Below are 18,897 nucleotides of genomic sequence, written 5' to 3' on the forward strand. Positions count from 1 at the left end.
TAAGTACTTTTATTTTACTCTAAATGTTTGAAGATTTTGTGCAGGGAACTTGATAATACTTAAAAATGTAGGACTGGAATTCAAATAAACTATCGGAGTTCATGAATAGGGTCAATGAATACTCATTTTGCTTAAGAAAAGCATAGAAATGAATTTGTACATCTAGTAAGTGCAGCCCATAAATAAAAAATTGTTACAAAATAGGGGCTTGAATTCAGTACAAAAGCATTTAACCTTGAAAAGGTCTAGGAACTCTAACTATAAAGTTTCTCGTTTTATTAAGTGCGCAATTTTGCATTGATTGTGCTTTTATGTATGGTCATGGTCAAGTATTTTACCTGGGGTTTAGTTAAAAAATTGAGCCTACTCCATAATTTCTGCACATTTTGTTGATATGGTATTGTCAAATGTCAAAGGAGGAGTTATTTACATGTTGACAAAAAGAATAAAAAAATCAGCATTACTATCATTATTAGCAGCCCTTTTCTTAGTATTAGGAGCATGCTCCGACCCTAATAATGAAAACACAGAAGGCACAGAAAATACAGAGAACATGGATGGAATGGATCATAGTAACATGAACCATTCTAGCTCTGGTGAAGTTCCTGAAGATTTGAAAGTAGCAGAAAATCCAACCTATGGGGTTGGAAGTCAAGCGATTATCGAATCAGAACACATGGAAGGGATGAAGGGTGCCAAAGCAACAATTGTAGGTGCCTATGATACTATCGTTTATGCTATTTCGTATACTCCGACAACTGGTGGAGAAAGAGTGGAAAACCATAAGTGGGTTATTCACGAGGAAATTCCAGACGCTGGTGAAGAACCTTTAGAACCTGGAACAGAAATCACAATAGATGCAGCTCATATGGAAGGCATGGATGGAGCAACAGCTGAAATTACTTCAGCCGAGGCAACGACAGTTTATATGGTTGATTTCACTCCAACTACCGGTGGAGAAGAAGTTAAAAATCACAAATGGGTAACAGAAAGTGAATTATCACCGACTGAATAATGTTTGAACAAACAAAAACAATATATTTTTAATCAATCAAAAGAGTGTATAAAAGAGTTGATATACGAAGAAAGAGTTCACTTTAGATAATATCAAGCAAATACTCTGTTCAATATTAAATATCTAATAATTGTGTGACTTAAATCATAATTTTGACGCCGATGCTCTGATTCTAAAAAAATTCTTGAAAGAAATGTAGACAAAGGGTCTACATTTCTTTTTTTAGTATTTAAAGTTGTTTGAAATTGCAGTAGATTAAAGTTATGAAGGGTATTTTCCTAACCCCTTCATTTAATACATATTGTTTCTTTACTGAATATGTACTGGGACCAGTTAACCCAATTGCACAATTGCAATTAAAATGACTCCAAAGTGAGCAAGTATTAGAAAAAATATTCTGCTTTTCTTCCAAAAAAAGCCCCTTATTTAATGCATTTTTAAATATATCTTAATTTCTCAGCTTTATTTAATCATGTTATTAATATAAACATTATCTCTATTTAAACCGATAAATATAATAAATAACTACTAATTGAGGTATTATAGTGAGAAACTTAAGTGAAAAAGATTTAAAGCTTTTAATAGTTATTTCAGTTAGTTTATTGATAAGTTTATTAATTTACATACATTTCTTTCTTTTAAAAGATATGAATGATAAAGAAACTACTTTTGAAAAAAAGCAAGGTAATAATAGTGAAATTCCGAAAATGCATTTAACTGCTGGGACTACTTCAAAGATAATTAGTGCGTCTAAAGGTGAAGAGAAATTAATGGAAGTTAGTGGAAAAGAAATAGTCCCTAAGGAAGAAGCTCTTAATAATGATGGGGCCTTAGACCAATTAAAAATAAATGCACATTTAGATAATATTTTTAAAGAGCCAAGAGTGCCAATTATAGATAAAAACAAATTTCATAGCACATTCGGCAGAAAGGTTGTTTTTATTTACTCTTCTCATAATCGTGAATCCTTCTTACCTTATTTTAAAAAGGGCACAGCACCCGAGATGTCTTACCATTCAAAATTCAATGTAACCCTAGTTGGAGACCGCTTAGGAAATGTGTTGAAACAGAATGGAATAGGGAATAGAGTAAGTGACGTTGATATCATCAGTATTCTTGGGGAACGGGATTTGGATTTTGGAAGCTCATATCAATTGTCTAGAGAAATCGTGCTGAATGAGATGAAGTTTAATCCAGATTTAGAAATGAATTTTGATATTCATCGCGATTCATTGCCTAGAAATTTATCAACAACTACTATTAACGGGAATACCTATGCGAAGATTTCGTTTGTAATTGGAAGTTCACATGAAAACTACGAGGAGAATCTAAAATTCACTAATTCAATTAATGATATGATCGAAAAAAGTTACCCGGGTTTATCGAGGGGTGTAATTATTAAAAGTAGCGAACAAGGTAACGGTGTATATAATCAAGATTTATCTCCTAATAGTGTCATTATTGAAATTGGTGGAGTAGAAAATCGAATTGATGAGCTTTACCGTACTGCAGATTTATTAGGAAATGTTATAAGTGAATATTATTGGCAAACAGTGCATTAATTTTATTTAATGGGAAATTATTGTTTAGGTTTAAGAGTAAAAGAGAGAGAATTTAATTTCTATCGATTATGTTAGTCTCTAATTCTAAAATATATGAATAGGACTTTTCCTACTTATGAATTAATGAACAAAATGCAGAAGCGAGGGAAGCAAACAGGTAGTTTGTTCATAAACTTTTCGTATTATATGAAGAGGAATATCTTTATTTTAAAAGATAGTCTTTTCTAATGAATGCAGCAGGATACTTGAGGAAGAAAAATAAATAATATACTTGACCGTGTACTATGGTACACGGTTTAAATTTGTTATGGGGTGAATTATTTGAGTTATCTTATTAGTAAACTTGCTGATAAAAGTGGGGTAAATAAAGAGAAAATTAGATATTACGAAACCAGCTAATAGTTGTCAACATTTTTCAATAAAAAAATTAAAATAATGATGATATACTAAAAATGAGTATGCTAAATAACCTTCCTTATCTTCATATTTGGAAGGTTTTGTTTTATATTGATAAATATAGTCTCCAAGCTAATTCTTGGAAAGTAGTTTTGTTCTTTAAAAGTGCGTAAATTAAGTGTAAAAGCTTATTAACACAAGCGATACTTGCTACTCTATAGGGTTTACCTTCGTTGCGTTTTTTATCGTAAAACTCTCTTAATTTTCTATTCCTAGGAATAACAGTGTCACTCGTCTTTTGCTTTCGGGCATCTCGAATTCCACAGTATACAGCCATAAATAATGCTTGCCTTAGCCTTCTGGATCCTCTTTTCGTTATCCGATTTTGGGTTGCCGTAAATCGTCCAGAAGAGTAAACGCTTGGATCTACTCCTGCAAAGGCAACTAATTTTTTAGGGTGATTAAACCGATCTATTTCTCCAATTTCGGATATGATTGTTGCCGCAATCTTCCCTCCGATACCAGGGATAGACTGGATAATCTTATATTCTTCCATTTCTTTAGCGAGGGCATCTATTTCTGCTTCAAGTTGTGATAGATGCTCTTGGTATTGAAGAACAATGGCTATTAACATCTTTAAATTAAAAATAAGGCTTTCATACAAATTGCTTTGAAATGGATTTCGTAATGCTGCTTCACCCACTTTTCAGAACGTCTTGTACATAACGATACAATCTTTTCAGTTAATACTGATTCTGTAGTACTTAATACATGTTCAGAAGTAGGGAACAAGGAAAGAGTCTGTAAAGATACTTTCGAATACAAATCACCAAAGACCCCTCTATACTCAGGAAATACCTGATCTAGTACTGTTAGAAGCTGTATCTTGGTTTGCGAAGAGATACTTGAAATGGTCTCTTGTTGCCTTGTAAGATTACGAAGGTTTAAGAGTTGGATACCTCTTTTCTTATACGGTTCAATTTCTTCTTTATAGAATAATTCACATAAAAGATAGGCATCGACAGCGTCTGTTTTTACCTTTCTTAAACTTGCACTTCTTGCTCGATAAGAGATTAGGGGATTCACAATAATATAAATATATTGATGTTGCTCCAAAAATTGAATGACTGGAGATTGATAATGTCCTGTCGATTCTAAGATAACCGAAGGTTGTTTACCATCAGCTACTTTTTCAACCTCTTTTAAGAATACTAATAGAGCTTCGAAACCCTCTACTGTATGTTTTACACTAAAGCTTTTACGAAAAGGTTGTCCCTTATCCAAGAATGCATGTACCTGACTTTCACCTTTAGAAACATCCAGACCTATTACTGGATTCATCAATCATCTCCTCCTTAGAATTTAAGATTAGTCGGTTGTCCCTAGAGCTGCTTGTACTGTCATAGGTTCGCTTGTTAAACGGGATCTTTGTCCCAACCAGCCTGAAACATGATTATACAAGTAGGGAGTGAACAGTTTTGCGGACGGGATCATGTCCCACAAGCGCTTCGTTCTACTCCGACTACCGCTATAATAAAACTAAATAAAAAAAGTTCAACCAGTAAAACCTGGTTAAACTTATATTACGAACAAAGCGCTGTTCTTGAAAAAAGGGTTATAGTTTTTTTAAAAATACCTCAGGAAATGAGAAGCACACTTTGAAAAGGAAAAGGAAGTGTAAGTAGTTTCATTTATACTAAAGGAGTAGAATAGTTGAAAACCAATCAGAAAAAAGAGGATGAAAAATGGCATTGAATGACAGGGAAATGATGAATACTTCTTGAAAAAAAGTTGCAATACCTTTTTTAAGAGAACAAGGATTTAAAGGCTCATTACCTCACTTTAGAAGAAAGAATGAAACTAACATAGATTTAATTACTTTTCAATTTAACAAATGGGGAGGCTCATTTGTAGTTGAATTAGCGATTTGTACAATAGAAGGTATAGCAACACATTGGGGAGAGTACATTCCACCAAACAAAGTTACTGCCCATGATATAAACGAAAGATTTAGGTTAGGAGCCAAATCAATAGATGAAGACGGTATATGGTTTAATTTTGAAAATGCAAAATCAGTAGAAGATTTTGAGAAAGTTGCATCCATTGTTGTAGATTTATTAAATGTATCTGACCGTTCGTGGATTACCAAGTTCTTCAAGTAAATTGCTATCTTCAGCAATAGAAAGCGCTTTTAATGAATAAGGAAAAGCCTTATGTAAGTTAATGAATGATTGTTTAGAAGTGCTTGTAAAGTATTATCAATTCGTATTATCTTTTTCATGATGCCCTTCAGTTAATTTATGAACATAAAGTGGATAGTTTTATAGGAAATATTATAGACTTTTTTCTATATAGAGTGAGGCGATTACATGAAATATACTTGTCCTTGTTGTGGATATAAAACATTGGATGAAGAGCCAACAGATACATATGCAATTTGTAAAATATGCTTTTGGGAAGACGATGGTGTACAATTTCGAGATCCAGATTACCAGGGGGGAGCAAATGATGTTTCATTAAGGCAAGCACAAGAAAACTTTATTAAATTCGGTGCATGCTCAGAATTTTGTATTGATTCTGTTAGAAAACCAAGCCAGAATGATATAAAAGACCCTAATTGGAAACCTTTGTAGGAATTATTAGCACTCCAATGTTCGATCTTCCACAATAAAAGCGCTAGAGTAGAACATTAATGGACTGTAGCAGCAGTCTGTTTTTTATTTCATTATTTGTTATTGGGCAGGATAGTTTCAATTTAATGTTGAATCAATTTAGAAAAAGGAGTTGATTAATTTGGTAGGAGTATTAAAAAAACTTTATCTTCAATTTATAGCTTTGTTTTCAGTATTACTTTTATGTTCTTCAGCATTTGTTGATCCTCGGAGTTGGTGGAGTATACGTGAAATAACAGAGTTTAGTGCTGATGGTTTTTCATCACAATTTTCTTGGATAAAAATATCATGCTATGCCCTAATTGTTATAACTATAGTTGGTATACTAAACATACCTTTGGCAAAAAGAGCGTTTAAAACTATAATGAAACTTGGAGTGATAAAACTTCAATTGCTTTTAAATAATGTTAGAACTTTATTGAATTAATGAATTGAGAATGGGTGTTACTTATTTTTGTAAGATCCAAATTGAATGCTTTCTTTCTTCGACAATAAAAAGCGAGATTGTGAAACAACGTAGGTAGAATGATCAAACTTTTTTATAAAAACCAAACTTAAATCTGCTGGAGAAGAATCCATTTTGATCAATCTTTTTTCAAAATGGATTCTTTTTATTTATCGTAAAATATGGGTTTGCAAGGTATTTTTGATCAAACTTTATTTCAAAGCTACAGAAGGTATTGATTAAATTAAAATTGAAAACAGTATTTTGATTAACTAGATTATTTGTTGAAATGATTAATTTTAATCAAAAGCTGATATTAGGAAAAAGTTTTTCTTTATAATATGGGAATATTGACGTATAATTTAATGTAAATTGATAGAATCGTTAGGCGGAAGACGCATTTATCTCTTGGTATCAAGACTAAGAGATAGGTGCGTCTTTTTTTTGCTTAAGAAAGGAAGAGAAGATGGAATTTTTATCTGTTTATCCAAATTTAATTGAAATATTACTCCCTCCTCATAAAGGGGAGTGTGTCCTTTTATTTAGAAAGCAACTTGGATTAACTCAATCAGAATTAGCGGAAAGAGTAAATTTATCTAGAAGTGCGATTTCTAAAATGGAATCAGGAACGTCAGGTGTTAACGAAAAGGTATGGGAATACGTTACCAGGAATGTCTTTCAATCATTGCATAGTAATGAAAAGGTCTCATATATCGAATTTAGAGAAGTGTTAGAAAAAGTCTTTTTCTATAGTCAGAAAAAAGGTGTGAGTTAAAAGATGGATGTTATTATTGGCACTGGTAATGAACATTTAGATGCCATGATACAGGAGGATATAAAAAAATCTGGTATAGGTCATGTTGTTGCTATCGTTCCTACAAGAAGATCACTGGTGAAAAAAATAAATGAAGTATCTCCGGAAATGACTATTATAGGTGATGATTTATTAGGTGAAAGTAATAATCGTGGTGAGTCAGATGTTGAATGGGAAAATATTATAGAGGATATTAGGCGTTTTAGTTATAATTTGAGGATCGTTTTCTTCTGTGATCGATCTGAAGATGACTTATTTTTAGCAAAGCTAACCACTTTTAACATTACTGATATCTTTAACGAAGGTACATTTCCAAAAGATTATATCCAGCAGTTAAATCAAGAACCAAATTTCAAAAATATAATCCGCTTCAGGAATCAAGTTGAAAAAGCCACAGAAGATATGAAAAAAAAGAAAGTAGAAGAAGAGATAAAGGCTGCTGAAGAGATTATTGTTTCCGGTGTACGTCCGCAAGAAGGAAGAGTTGTTGAAAAGATTGTTCCGGTATATCAACAATTAATTGTACAACCTAAATTAATAGTGTTTGCTAGTGCGTTTGAGGGGGCTGGATCGTCCTCTATGGCTAAGTTATTTGCTGAACACCTTGCAACATTGAATCTTCATGTAGGTCTTGTAGAAAGCCCATATGCAGCTCCATATTGGTATGAAGCAATAGATGGAGAGGTTAGAGTAAAAGAAGATTGGAAAAGTTGGTTTTCAAGTATAGATAAAGACCAAGTTATTCGTAAGGGCAGCGATATAGAAGTTGAGAATGTTACGTATATCATAAAGGGACCTAACGACTTATTAGAAAAGTGGTCTTTATTAAAAACGGCTTATCTCATTGGATATGCACGTCAAATTCCTATAATCGTTTATGATATGTCTCATAATTTAACACATGAGCATGAAAGGGTTATCTTAAAGCAAGCAGACCATATATTCATTACTTCAACTTTTGATCCAGTGCGAGTGAATAGAAGCGTTGATGAGTATAGCGAGTTTAGAAAACAAATACCCCCTGAAAAGATTTCAATGATTTTAAACTACTCAACAAAAGACCTGCGTACAAAGTATGAAGATAAACTAAGGGATTCATTTTCAATTAATGGAGACGTCTACCATATACCATATGTTCATGAAATGACGACAGCTTTAATAAAAGGATGTTCCACATGGGAGCATATACCCGAAGATGATGAGTTTAAAAATGAACTAAAAAGCACGATGGCAATTCTTACAGAAAAAGTAGTAGGGAAAGAACTGCTTAGTAAATTATTACCAGAATCAAAGAGGAAGCGTTGGTCCTTTTTTAGTAAGAAATAGAGTGAAAATATATTAGAGGAAATATGCAAAAAAGAACTTATAAACATTGGTCTATAGGAGAACAAGAGCAACTTATTGAATTAATACAATATAGATTAAAGTATCACGAGATTGAATGGAGAAAGTTCAGTTTATTAGCTATTATCACACTTTATCTTCTTTATATATCTTTTTCATTTACCGCAATTGATTGAAATTTTGGTGGTATTGAAAGAGGTTTAAATAATTAATATTTTCTAAGCCATAGTAAAATCCTAAATAAGAATAAAAAATCAATATCTCTCATTATGTGAACAAAGAACCTCAAAAATATTTAAGAAATACCCTAAAAAGGTTAATCTATCAATATTGTATAAAATAATGCATAATCTATAAAAGTAACAAAGAGCCAACCCGTTGATATCATTGAGTTTGGCTCTTTTACTCGCTTCGTATTGTTGATGTTATGGTAACTAAAGATGTATATGATATACTCTTAGCTTTAATTTTCAACCAAATTGATTTTATCTTTATATTTTGCTTTTGCTTCCTTAATTAGTTTTTTAACACTTTTATCATCACCATTAAATTCTAATTCATCTGTTTCTAATGGAGCCTTACCATATACAGCACCTACAGGGATAAATGTTCCAGGATCAGAGCTACTTTCATCCATAAATAATATATAATGTTTACCTTTTTCCATAAGTTCATATCCATCTAAAGAATAATTAACCTTTTTTTTGCCATCACCAATAGTATCACTAGCAGCATTTTCTAATACAGAAATCACATCATTTTTAATAACTTCTTGACCAGAAGTATTTTTAATAACCTTCTTAACTTGAAAATTTGATATTGTATAGCCACCCATAATACCTTCATATCCATCTTCACCTACTACACCATCTTCTAGTATGGTAGGTTCCTCTTTATTTAATTTCTTCCCTATAACAATTAAAGTGGATTTATGCTCCATAGCTTCAACACTTTCAAACCCTTCATGTTTTCCGTGACCATAAAAAGACTGTTCAGTAACAGGTTCGTTATCTTTGTAAATATAAATACCACCAAAAAAGATTAGTGAAACTAAAATCGTTTTAATTAGAATCCCTTTGTATTTCATTTGAAAATTCCCCTCCTTAATATCTCGCTCGAATGCCAGACCAATCATCTGATACAGGATAAATACTATCTAGCCATTCTGGCCCCGATACCATAATTGAAGGAACATCATCTTCATGAGCTAATCCCAATGAATGTCCAACCTCATGTGCTGCCGTTTCTTTTTCTCGATCATCAGATAAAGGACCAAAATCAGCCCAGAAAGTTATGTTTGAATAATCACTAGTACTACAACGACATTCACTGACTTCTGTAGCATAGTCATTTGTATCAGTTGATGAATATTCGAATCTTATCGTAGCTTGTGATTTTGTGTATTTTTGACCATAAATCACAATCTCAGGTGCTGGATCCCAAGCAAAAACTCCATGTCTAGCATCGGTATTCCATGATCCTACCGAAGAACCAATGTAATAAGTTATTCCTTTAGGGTTAGGCACTTTATTTCCTAAAAATCCATATGCTTGTGCAGATATTGTAGTAAGTAAACACACAATAACCAATAAACTTGAGAAAACAAATTTCTTTTTCATAATATCCTCCTATTCTTAAATATCTAGTTAACTAATTTCTACAAAAAATGTTAAATTCCTCCTTTTATTCAAAATATTCAATCTATTAAGTTATTTGCCTTTATGGCATAACCAAATCTCAATAAAATTAATGCTGCAAAACAAAGAGCGAATTACTGTGTGTAACATAGAGAGTGAGAAGGGACAAGTTCTAGAAAGTCGGTTAAACCATTGGTATATATGGTTTTTTTGGTTACACCTAAGTTTTATGAATAAAACCACCATACAAACTGGTTTTGGTTGCCTTAATGGCAACCTTTTAGTCTTTAAGACATTAACGAAAAATTATGAAATACAGGTTTGCAAAACCAAAGGGCGAATTGCTATTAAATAATAGTGATAATAGAGAGGGTTTTTAAAAAGTGACTTGAAGAGTTGATATGACTAGGTTTGTTAAGGTTTTTAGGGTGTCACCTTTTTAAATAAATACAAATAAAAAAAGACCGTATCACTTTACAGATACGATCTAAAATCTTTATTAAAAAAACTTTGCAGGAAAACTTACCTTTTTACCATTTTGATCTTTAAGATTTTTTAAAGAGTGTTGAATTAATCTCATAGTAAGTTAGTATTACATGTATATAGTAGGTTATGAAGAAGATATACTTGCACTTTGAACAAAAATAGTTAAAGGTAAGTGTTGGCTTTTAGTAGTTAAATAACTTATTTGATCTAATAAAAAAAAGTAGTATAATAACCATATATTTATTTCTTATTGCTCAGATAGAGCCTTGCATTGAAGTTTTAAGCCCTATGGGTAGTATTTTCTCTTAGAGGAAGTCTGCCCATAGGGCTTTTTTGCGTTGTCATAAGGAATAAATCTTAGTTTAGTAGGGCGCTCACCTATTAAATTTTATTACACATTTTAGGAGGGATTTAAGTGAGCATAAAAATTAATCATTTAAAGGGTTTTTTACAAGTATTAGAAAGGGCAAAAGCTGTAGCATCTGATAAGAATGACGACATCAAATCTGGTGTATTAATTCAAGCTAAGGGAACATCTTTATCTATTAGAGGAATGGACGAAAATATTAGTTTACAGATTCAATCAAATGAACTAACAGAAGCAACCAAAGAAACATCTTTTTTGGTTCCGGCCTCGTTTTTTCAAGAATTGATGAAGAATTTACCTAAAGGAGATGTGAAATTAGTCAAAAAGGAATCGAAAAATGAAGTAAACATAGTAGTGGGGAAATCTCAGTTTAACATTGCAACTATGAATGGTGAAGATTACCCTGTAGTCGACGTGCTTCAAGAGGGTAATTCCTTTAAAATTGACGGTACTCTTTTTTCAGAAGGTCTCTCAGCTGTTAAACACGCAACATCAGAAAATGAAACAAGACCAATCCTAACAGGGGTACATATTGTTTCAAATGGTCAGTATTTAACTCTAATTGCAACAGATAGTCATAGGTTAGCTGCTAAAGCAGTTCCTTTACTTCAGGAAGCTACAGAATTGAAAAATACCGTCTTACCTAAAAAGTCGATTGATGAACTTATTCAAATTCTATCAAACGTCAAAGAATGCGAAATGATCATTCACGAAAATAGGATGACCATAAAGACAGATAATCTTACTTTTACCACAAGGCTTTTGGAGGGGACCTATCCAGACATTACTAAGCTAATTCCTAATGATTTTGAATGCCAGTCTAAGGTTAATAGGGAAGAGCTTATAAGAGCTTGTGATAGAGCAAAAATTTCCTTGAAGCCGGATAAAAAGAAAGTGGCGAAATTTCACTTTAAAAACTCTGAATTACCTGCATTAGATCTTATTTTTACAACTAGTATCTCTTCAGGAAAAGAGGAATTATTTTTAGCTGATTTAGAGGGAGAAATTACACTAAACCTTGATGTAGTTTACCTTAAGGATTCATTACAAAGTCTTACTAAGAGGGATGTACTAATTCAGTTTGCTGGAGTAATGAAACCCGTACTCATTAAGCCTGTCAGTGAAGATGCTGCACAATTTGCGCTTGTGTTACCAGTCCGTTAGGAAGAATTTAATACACTTACAAATCATCACGAGACTGTCGTGATTTTTTTATTGCACATTTTAGGAGGATGAACAATGAAAAGCCCATATTTAACAAGAACTAAAGAAGTCATAGCAATGAGTAGGTTAAAACGAAAAGTTGAAGCTTATAAGCGGATCTTTCAAGTAACTATGATGTAAAAGTTTCAAATAAAGATTTGAAGTCATTAGCAATACGTTAATAAGTGCTAATTACAAAAAATAGAAGTCATTAGAGAACTATTACGAATATGTAATAGTTCTCTATTAATAAAGAGGAGGAAAATATAAGAGAATTAAGAGATTCAGAGATATATAATCTTGTGCAAGCAATGACATTTTAAAGAAGTGATCGCGCTAAAAGTAAACAGGTGCACATATATGTTGAAAATTATAAAAATAAAGTTTTTTTTATTTGGCGATTTTTTTAATTATAATTGTTTAGATAAACAGTCCCGTGTTAAATGCAAAAAGTGTAATAACTTTATAAAAAAAGACAATACATAGAGAATTTTCTTTTTATTATTTTGTTGTTTAGTATTTTTTATTAAACTGGAGTCAAGCGTAAACCTAAAACCTAGTACTAGCTCTTCCTCTTCCTCGTCATATTCCCCTACATATAAACAAGATCTAGAAAAAATGTACGAGTAAGTTTTTCAGTAAAGTAATCAGTTCTTCATCTTTTGCTTTTAAAGAATCTTTTGGACTTAATTATAAAACAACAAATATTATTATGTAATTGTTAAGGAATAAATTGACCAAGCACTTTCAGAGTGATAGGTTGTAGTTGTAACTAAGAATTTAAAAGAATTCCCTTCTTTGAAGAGGGTGGGATGTGAAACATGAAGATACTGTAACTGTTAAAATAGGAAGGAATCTCTCGAGGATCTAATGAATAATTTAGACGGTTCATTTTTAGACTCATAAGCTATTTCTTTAGGTAGTATTTCCAATTATAACGAAAGCTTTATGAGTAACACTGGAGATGTTGCATTGTTAGTTCAAAGCGGGGATAGTGAGTGATTTAAACCAAGTGAAGATCATAAACCAAAACTTTGCAAAACTTATCATTGAATGTGATCAATTGGGTAGCAGCTATTTATGTTATACGTTGAATGAATCATACTCAATGAAAAGCAGATGGCTATCTCCATGCAATGAGTAATGTTCCAAAATTAAGTCCAGCGTTTTAAAAGAATTAGAAATCAAGTTACCAAGTATTGAGAAGCAGTGGATAATTGGAAAAGCATATTTCATTTTTAAAAAGCGTCAAGCTTTGGCAAAGAAACAAGTTGAACTCTTGAAGAGCAATGTTATTTAGAAGGATTAAAGCAATTAGATCAACAATAAAAAAGTGAGGAACGCAACATGGCTGAATTATACGCAAAATTATTTAGTGCTGCAGACAACCTGCGAAGCAAAATGGATGCATCAGAGTACAAAAACTACCTATTAGGATTAATCTTTTACAAGTACTTATCTGACAAGTTATTAGAAAAAGTAGTTGAAATAGCAGATGAATCGCAAGAAGAATACAATACACAAGAGAAGCAAACTCAATTGTATATGGATTTATTAGCAGATGAAGAGATAAAAAATGACTTGATTGAAACGTTAGTTGATACACTGGGCTATGATATTGAAAGAAAGTATTTATTTAATGTATTAACTAATCAAGCGAAACAAAACACGTTTCAGTTGAATGACCTGAATAAAGCCTTTATTGATTTATCTACGAAATATGATCAATTTAATGGATTGTTTGATGATGTTGACTTGAAATCAAAAAAACTGGGATCCGATGATCAACAACGAAACATAACCATTACAGAAGTACTGAAGAAGCTAAATGATGTCGATGTCATTGGGCATAATGGCGACGTTATTGGGGATGCCTACGAGTTCTTAATTGGCCAATTTGCCTCAGAAGCTGGTAAAAAAGCTGGAGAATTCTATACACCTCATGAAGTATCTGACATGATGGCTCGTATTTCTGTAATTCGTCAAGAAGACAAAAAATTGTTTAGTGTATTTGACCCAACCATGGGATCAGGTTCCTTGATGTTGAATATTCGGAACTATATTAACCATTCAGAAAGTATAAAGTATCATGGACAAGAACTAAATACAACGACCTATAAGGTACTCAGCGCTTTAAGAAACTAGTGGGACAACATATTGTCTTTGTCGTGGATGAATGCCATCGAGCGTTAAGTGCAGAAGGAATGGAAGCGATAAAGGGATTCTTTCCAAACTCTACATGGTTTGGCTTTACAGGTACACCGATTTTTAATGAAAATAAAAAACAAGCTAAAGGTCAATTAGCTCGCACCACTCGTGACCAATATGGAGAAGTTTTACATACCTATACCATCAAGAATGCCTTAGATGATGGGGCTGTACTAGGATTTCAAGTAGAGCACGAAGATACGATTGAACCAACATCATTAAATAATCATATTTTTGCTTTTCTGCATCAAAGTGAAAAATACGCTCATTTTAGTGATGATGAAATAAATAACATTATCGATCAAATGGATGGAATGGAAAAGGAAGCATTTCTCGAACCAGCTTCTTTCGAAAGTGATGATCATATTCAAAAAGTCATTCATAAGATTTTTCGACCAGATAATGCTTATACCAAATTTGATTTCCAAAATGGCCGTCCGCAAAAGTCTGCCATTTTAACAACAAGTTCCATTGATATGGCGAAACGCTACTATCATGCAATAAAGGAAATGACTAAAGACCCGGAATGGTTGAAGAAAGAATTTGCTGGACATCCGATTCGAACGGGGCGTACGATTGAAGATCCAGATTTTCCACGAATTGCTATCACTTACTCGATACAAGAAAATGAAGATAATTCTAAACAAATACAAGATGAAATGAAAGGAATTATCAAGGACTATAACGATTATTATCACACTGCCTGGTCGATAGAAGATATTGAACGATATAATGGCGATATCAATAATCGCTTAGCTCGTAAAAAGGCAGAATTCAAAAAAATTGGGAAACAAATTGACCTTGTCATTGTTGTAGATCGCTTATTAACTGGATTTGATGCACCAACGATTCAAACATTATTTGTGGATCGAAATTTAAGTTATGCCAATTTGATTCAAGCCTTTTCTCGAACCAATCGTACCTATCCTGGAAAGACAAAAGGATTGATTGTGACATTCCGAAAACCTTCGACAATGGAACAAAATGTAAAGGATGCGACTAAGTTATATTCTCATGAACAAGAAGAGTCCAAGCTTGTTTATCCAACTTATGATGACTCAAAGAAACGCTTCAAAAAGGGACACAAAGAATTAAAAACGTTAGTTCCAAATCCAACCGATATAAACGAGCACTCACCTCTTGAGACTCGGATTGAATTTGTGAAAGCGTTCCAAGAGTTAAATAATGCTTACGAAGCTTTAGTTACGTATGATGATTACAACGACGATATGGAGAAATCAAAAGCATTTCAGGAACAGGTGAAAACCTTAGAAGAATATATCGGCGTGTACAATACGGTTAAGGGATCGCTAGTCGAAGAATCGCCTGAAGGAACTGGACCAGATTTATCCGACATAGAATTCTATGGAGAAAATGCGATTAAGATCTATGATATTGACTCAACTTATATTGACCGACTACTAGAAACGTACTCAGCCAATAATCAGAATATCCGTGACGAGATTGAAAAAGCACTTCAAAAACTCAAGAAATCAGAAATTGTTAAAGCTGTTTACCGTGGGATTTTAAACGCTATTGATAACAAAGAGATAAGTTCAGAGATAGATATTCTTATTGTGAAACGACGTTTCTTTACTGAAGCCTATAATAAAGCAATTGAGGAATTTGCGAACACTTGGTTTGTAGACGAAGGGGAGCTGCATTCATCTGCAATTCAATATGTCATAGGAACAGAACCAATTCCGAACATCGGGGGGATTATTGACAGCAAGCAATTTGATAAGTACAAAGCTGTAAACCCAGATGCAAGACCTTTGAAATATGGGCCAGAAATGAAGCGTCAATGGAGAAAGACATTAGATGAATTCATTGTACCTTTGAATGATGAGTTGAGATAAAATAGTTTTTATATTTATATAAAATTTTAAAAGTTATAGGACAACTTCGAAACTGTAGTTGTCCTATAACTTTTTTCTTCCTACTCATCAGAATTTAGGGTTTTGATTATTATAAATATAGGATGATTGGATCGATACTTTTTGCTAACTTCTTTATCTCTATTCGTTTCTGATACTAATAAAACTGAATTCAAGTAGACCTCTCTAAATTTTGTTCTTCACTTGTAAAATCTTGATTATTTACTTATACATAGTGCTTCCAAGATAGTTAATACTGTCTATCAGATCATCGGAATTAAATAGTAGATAGGAAAGTGTTATATAAACATCTTCAATTGTGTTTTCCCTCGAATAACATTAATGAAAAATCAGAATTATTATGGTATTAACCTAGATATATTAAGTGTATATATAACGTTCTATTAGTTTTACATTATTAGATGCTGAATTATTAATTTTTTTTCGTAATCACAACACATACCTTTTTCTATGAAACTATTCATTCATAGAAATCGTATTATTGTTAAGGGGGTTATACTATATGAAATTGAGTATTGTTTCTACTATAATTACAACTATTGTAATACCAGTTATTATTCCATTTATTTCTGTGTGGTTTGCATTTATCATCACGAAAAAGCATAATGAAAGGGAATATCTTAATGACCAGAAGGTTCAGAGAATAAAATTATTAACTCTACTAAGGAAAGAAGCAGAATTATTTAAGGATTATCGATATCATAATAATACCCATAGGTCAAAGGAGTTTGTTACGATTAAACTAGTCTTTAATAGTCCAGCTTTCAATGTAGACCAACATGGTAGACTTATTGAATTGGCACTTGAAATGGAGAGAATAAACCAAAATATCGATATCTCTGTGAAAGCATCGACAGGAATACTGTCAGCCTCATTGGGTGGCTATTTAAGTAATTTATCAACTGGAAATCCCATAATGGCATTATCTAATTCTCGTTTAATGAAATTACTAACAGGTAAAAAGCATGTAGAGCATATGGGTGAGGGGTTAAATAAAATGTTTGAAAAGAATATTCAGGACTCTACTAAAGAGGCCTTGCCAATAATAGATGAAATAATCAAAGAAGTAGACAAGCTTATCTCAAATGAAAGGCAACTTAACTGAAAATACTACACTTTATTTCTCAAAGATGTGCCATTATTTAACGAGGCGAAGGTGTGTACCTTTTTATTTTATTAATTAGATTGTCAGTATCATTAGAAAACTAGACCTCATTATGATAAAGAAAAGGTTCAATAACTTTAATTTTTAAGAGCAAGAGCAGAGTTAACATTTTTGTAACTGACAAAGTTATATCAGAACACCAAGTAGGAGTATTTTCTATTGTGAACATAGAGTGATTTAGATATAAAGGAAAATTCGGTATTACTTATTTGAGGTGTGGTGATATATGTCGAAGAAACTTAATTATCATGGGTTTTTACATAATCTTGCCCCTAAAATGGACAAGGTTCTAGATATATTCCGTACTGAATCAACAAAAGAAGATATAAAATCTAATTGGTTCGGAGATTTGGTACTATTAATCCTAAAGGACTTTAAAAAATTTTATAACCCAGTTACAACGGTGGGGAAGATAAAAATAGCAAACTTAACTGGACTTCCAATAATAGGTGGAGCTGTTGCCAGTGTTATCACATGGTTTGCGGAATTGCATTGGGGGTTGATAGCTGGAATAACACTTCTAGTCTTTGTGGCCATCTTTCTTTGCCTAATTCCTTTTTATAAGCATAAAATGCTTAATATCTACCATCCTTATTTTAATTTACAGGCTTATAAGAAATATAGACCAATTGAATATAAATTGTTAAATCATACTGTGTATGATAAACACTTTTCATATAGCGGATTGGCAGCCTATGTTACTGGTGTTCTAACAAGACAAGACGAAGATTCTAAGATTGTTCAGGCTATTACTACACAATATAATAAACAAGAGGAAAATCTGAAAAATGAAATACTAGAATTGCGAAACAGAGAACAGTCAGCAATGGATGAGTACCGTGACACAATTAAAGAGCTTGATTTAGAAATAGAAGTCTATGAGTCAACGGTTAGTTATTTGGTTCATTTAATAGATCATATTCAAAAGATTTTACTAAGAATATCGTCTGATGATTTTGATTATCCAGATTTAGCGATCATATCTGACTTTACACTTTATAAATACCAAGAAGGAATGAAGCTAAAAAAGATAGCTGATGTAGGAACAACGGCAGAATTCCCAAAATATATTGATTTGGAGAGAGAAATGCACCACCCAAAAATACAGTCTATTATAGATGTGTTTAACAGTAATACATCGGACATGTATCATAATCAACCAGAAGATGGTTATGAAGTTGTTTCATACAAGATGAAAATGGGAAAAGAAAGAAATAATACTATTTGGATAATTTCCTTACAGATTAACAAGTCAGTTAATGAAAGAGGTTTTCTATTATCTGTTTCAAATGATATAGTAGATAAAAGAGTTATTTACAAGATTCTTCTTGGTTTAAGTCGTATTCTATATGATAAAATTGAGAGAGAAGAGAAGAAAGGGGCTGGATCTAATGTCACTTCAAAAATCTAGTACGGAAAAATTAGGTGCTCGTTCTCAAGTGGTTCCAGTAAGGTCCCAAGCGGAAATAATTGCAGAACGTAGAAGAGCAAGAAGAGCAAGAATTAATCTAGCAGATTCAAGAGCTCGAAGTATTCTGAATGGTACTGCAGATATTCCTGCAAGCATCACAATTAAAGATCCAAAAAGTGAATTTGATTTATATAGAGAAGATATAAATAAAGCTATTTCAGAAGTAGCTGCTGTAAAAGAATAATAAAAACCCCTTAATTGTACTGCACCCCAA

Annotated in this window: 14 protein-coding genes and 5 pseudogenes; 15 read left to right on the forward strand and 4 right to left on the reverse strand. The window is 32.4% G+C overall.

Annotated features, from left to right (window positions below; genetic code table 11):
* Window positions 1–430 precede the first annotated feature (430 nt).
* Together LPC09_RS26610 and spoIIP are read left to right on the forward strand one after the other, a co-directional pair.
* Entirely contained in the window at window positions 431–1,015 is a 585-nt protein-coding gene (locus LPC09_RS26610) for a YdhK family protein (RefSeq protein WP_098799775.1), read from the forward strand.
* A 545-nt stretch (window positions 1,016–1,560) separates the two neighbouring features.
* Window positions 1,561–2,577 (forward strand): stage II sporulation protein P, encoded by a 1,017-nt coding sequence (gene spoIIP / locus LPC09_RS26615; RefSeq protein WP_212137854.1) that lies wholly within the window; start codon window positions 1,561–1,563, stop codon window positions 2,575–2,577.
* Window positions 2,578–3,079: 502 nt separating this feature from the next.
* On the opposite strand, the pseudogene LPC09_RS26620 reads toward spoIIP, so the two are convergent.
* Window positions 3,080–4,314 (reverse strand): annotated as a pseudogene (locus LPC09_RS26620) (IS110 family transposase).
* Between the two features lie 455 nt (window positions 4,315–4,769).
* Between LPC09_RS26620 and LPC09_RS27720 the strand changes: the two are divergent.
* The 6 genes from LPC09_RS27720 to LPC09_RS26650 all read left to right on the forward strand — a co-directional run bounded on the left by LPC09_RS27720 (window position 4,770) and on the right by LPC09_RS26650 (window position 8,424).
* Window positions 4,770–5,135 (forward strand): DUF4304 domain-containing protein, encoded by a 366-nt coding sequence (locus tag LPC09_RS27720; RefSeq protein WP_098798545.1) that lies wholly within the window; start codon window positions 4,770–4,772, stop codon window positions 5,133–5,135.
* Window positions 5,136–5,342: 207 nt separating this feature from the next.
* Window positions 5,343–5,606 carry a CPCC family cysteine-rich protein gene (locus tag LPC09_RS26630; RefSeq protein WP_098798521.1) on the forward strand — a complete coding sequence of 88 codons (264 nt, stop codon included), beginning with the start codon at window positions 5,343–5,345 and terminating at the stop codon, window positions 5,604–5,606.
* 160 nt (window positions 5,607–5,766) lie between these two features.
* The gene (locus LPC09_RS26635; RefSeq protein ID WP_098798522.1) at window positions 5,767–6,072 is read left to right on the forward strand and encodes a hypothetical protein; all 306 of its coding nucleotides are present in this window, start codon (window positions 5,767–5,769) and stop codon (window positions 6,070–6,072) included.
* Between the two features lie 484 nt (window positions 6,073–6,556).
* On the forward strand, window positions 6,557–6,865 hold the full coding sequence (locus LPC09_RS26640; protein ID WP_098798523.1) for a helix-turn-helix domain-containing protein: 309 nt from the start codon (window positions 6,557–6,559) through the stop codon (window positions 6,863–6,865).
* A gap of 3 nt (window positions 6,866–6,868) precedes the next feature.
* On the forward strand, window positions 6,869–8,230 hold the full coding sequence (locus tag LPC09_RS26645) for a hypothetical protein (RefSeq protein ID WP_098798524.1): 1,362 nt from the start codon (window positions 6,869–6,871) through the stop codon (window positions 8,228–8,230).
* Between the two features lie 23 nt (window positions 8,231–8,253).
* On the forward strand, window positions 8,254–8,424 hold the full coding sequence (locus LPC09_RS26650; protein WP_231309818.1) for a hypothetical protein: 171 nt from the start codon (window positions 8,254–8,256) through the stop codon (window positions 8,422–8,424).
* A gap of 287 nt (window positions 8,425–8,711) precedes the next feature.
* Here LPC09_RS26650 and LPC09_RS26655 read toward each other — a convergent pair whose 3' ends face one another.
* From LPC09_RS26655 to LPC09_RS26665, 3 genes and pseudogenes are all read right to left on the reverse strand, one after another.
* Complete coding sequence (locus tag LPC09_RS26655; protein ID WP_212137856.1) at window positions 8,712–9,335, reverse strand: hypothetical protein; 624 nt, start codon at window positions 9,333–9,335, stop codon at window positions 8,712–8,714.
* Window positions 9,336–9,351: 16 nt separating this feature from the next.
* Window positions 9,352–9,867, reverse strand: coding sequence for a matrixin family metalloprotease (locus LPC09_RS26660; RefSeq protein ID WP_212137858.1), 516 nt, complete (start codon window positions 9,865–9,867; stop codon window positions 9,352–9,354).
* Window positions 9,868–10,384: 517 nt separating this feature from the next.
* Window positions 10,385–10,471: pseudogene (locus LPC09_RS26665) on the reverse strand (Rep protein); the annotation flags it as partial.
* A 315-nt stretch (window positions 10,472–10,786) separates the two neighbouring features.
* On the opposite strand from LPC09_RS26665, the gene dnaN reads away from it, so the two are divergent.
* The 7 genes and pseudogenes from dnaN to LPC09_RS26700 all read left to right on the forward strand — a co-directional run bounded on the left by dnaN (window position 10,787) and on the right by LPC09_RS26700 (window position 18,867).
* Entirely contained in the window at window positions 10,787–11,902 is a 1,116-nt protein-coding gene (dnaN, locus tag LPC09_RS26670; RefSeq protein WP_212137860.1) for a DNA polymerase III subunit beta, read from the forward strand.
* An 853-nt stretch (window positions 11,903–12,755) separates the two neighbouring features.
* Window positions 12,756–13,270: pseudogene (locus LPC09_RS27725) on the forward strand (restriction endonuclease subunit S).
* 18 nt (window positions 13,271–13,288) lie between these two features.
* Window positions 13,289–14,065: pseudogene (locus tag LPC09_RS26680) on the forward strand (type I restriction-modification system subunit M N-terminal domain-containing protein); the annotation flags it as partial.
* Window positions 14,062–16,008, forward strand: a pseudogene (locus LPC09_RS26685) (type I restriction endonuclease subunit R, EcoR124 family); the annotation flags it as partial. The pseudogenes LPC09_RS26680 and LPC09_RS26685, both read left to right, overlap by 4 nt.
* Window positions 16,009–16,549: 541 nt before the next feature.
* On the forward strand, window positions 16,550–17,152 hold the full coding sequence (locus LPC09_RS26690; RefSeq protein ID WP_212137864.1) for a hypothetical protein: 603 nt from the start codon (window positions 16,550–16,552) through the stop codon (window positions 17,150–17,152).
* 286 nt (window positions 17,153–17,438) lie between these two features.
* Window positions 17,439–18,623, forward strand: a complete 1,185-nt coding sequence (locus LPC09_RS26695; protein WP_212137866.1) for a hypothetical protein — start codon at window positions 17,439–17,441, stop codon at window positions 18,621–18,623.
* Window positions 18,604–18,867 (forward strand): hypothetical protein, encoded by a 264-nt coding sequence (locus LPC09_RS26700; RefSeq protein ID WP_212137868.1) that lies wholly within the window; start codon window positions 18,604–18,606, stop codon window positions 18,865–18,867. The genes LPC09_RS26695 and LPC09_RS26700 overlap by 20 nt, the downstream gene beginning before the upstream one ends.
* The last annotated feature ends 30 nt before the right edge of the window (window positions 18,868–18,897 follow it).

Source organism: Metabacillus sp. B2-18, from assembly GCF_021117275.1.
Taxonomy (GTDB): Bacteria; Bacillota; Bacilli; order Bacillales; family Bacillaceae; genus Metabacillus.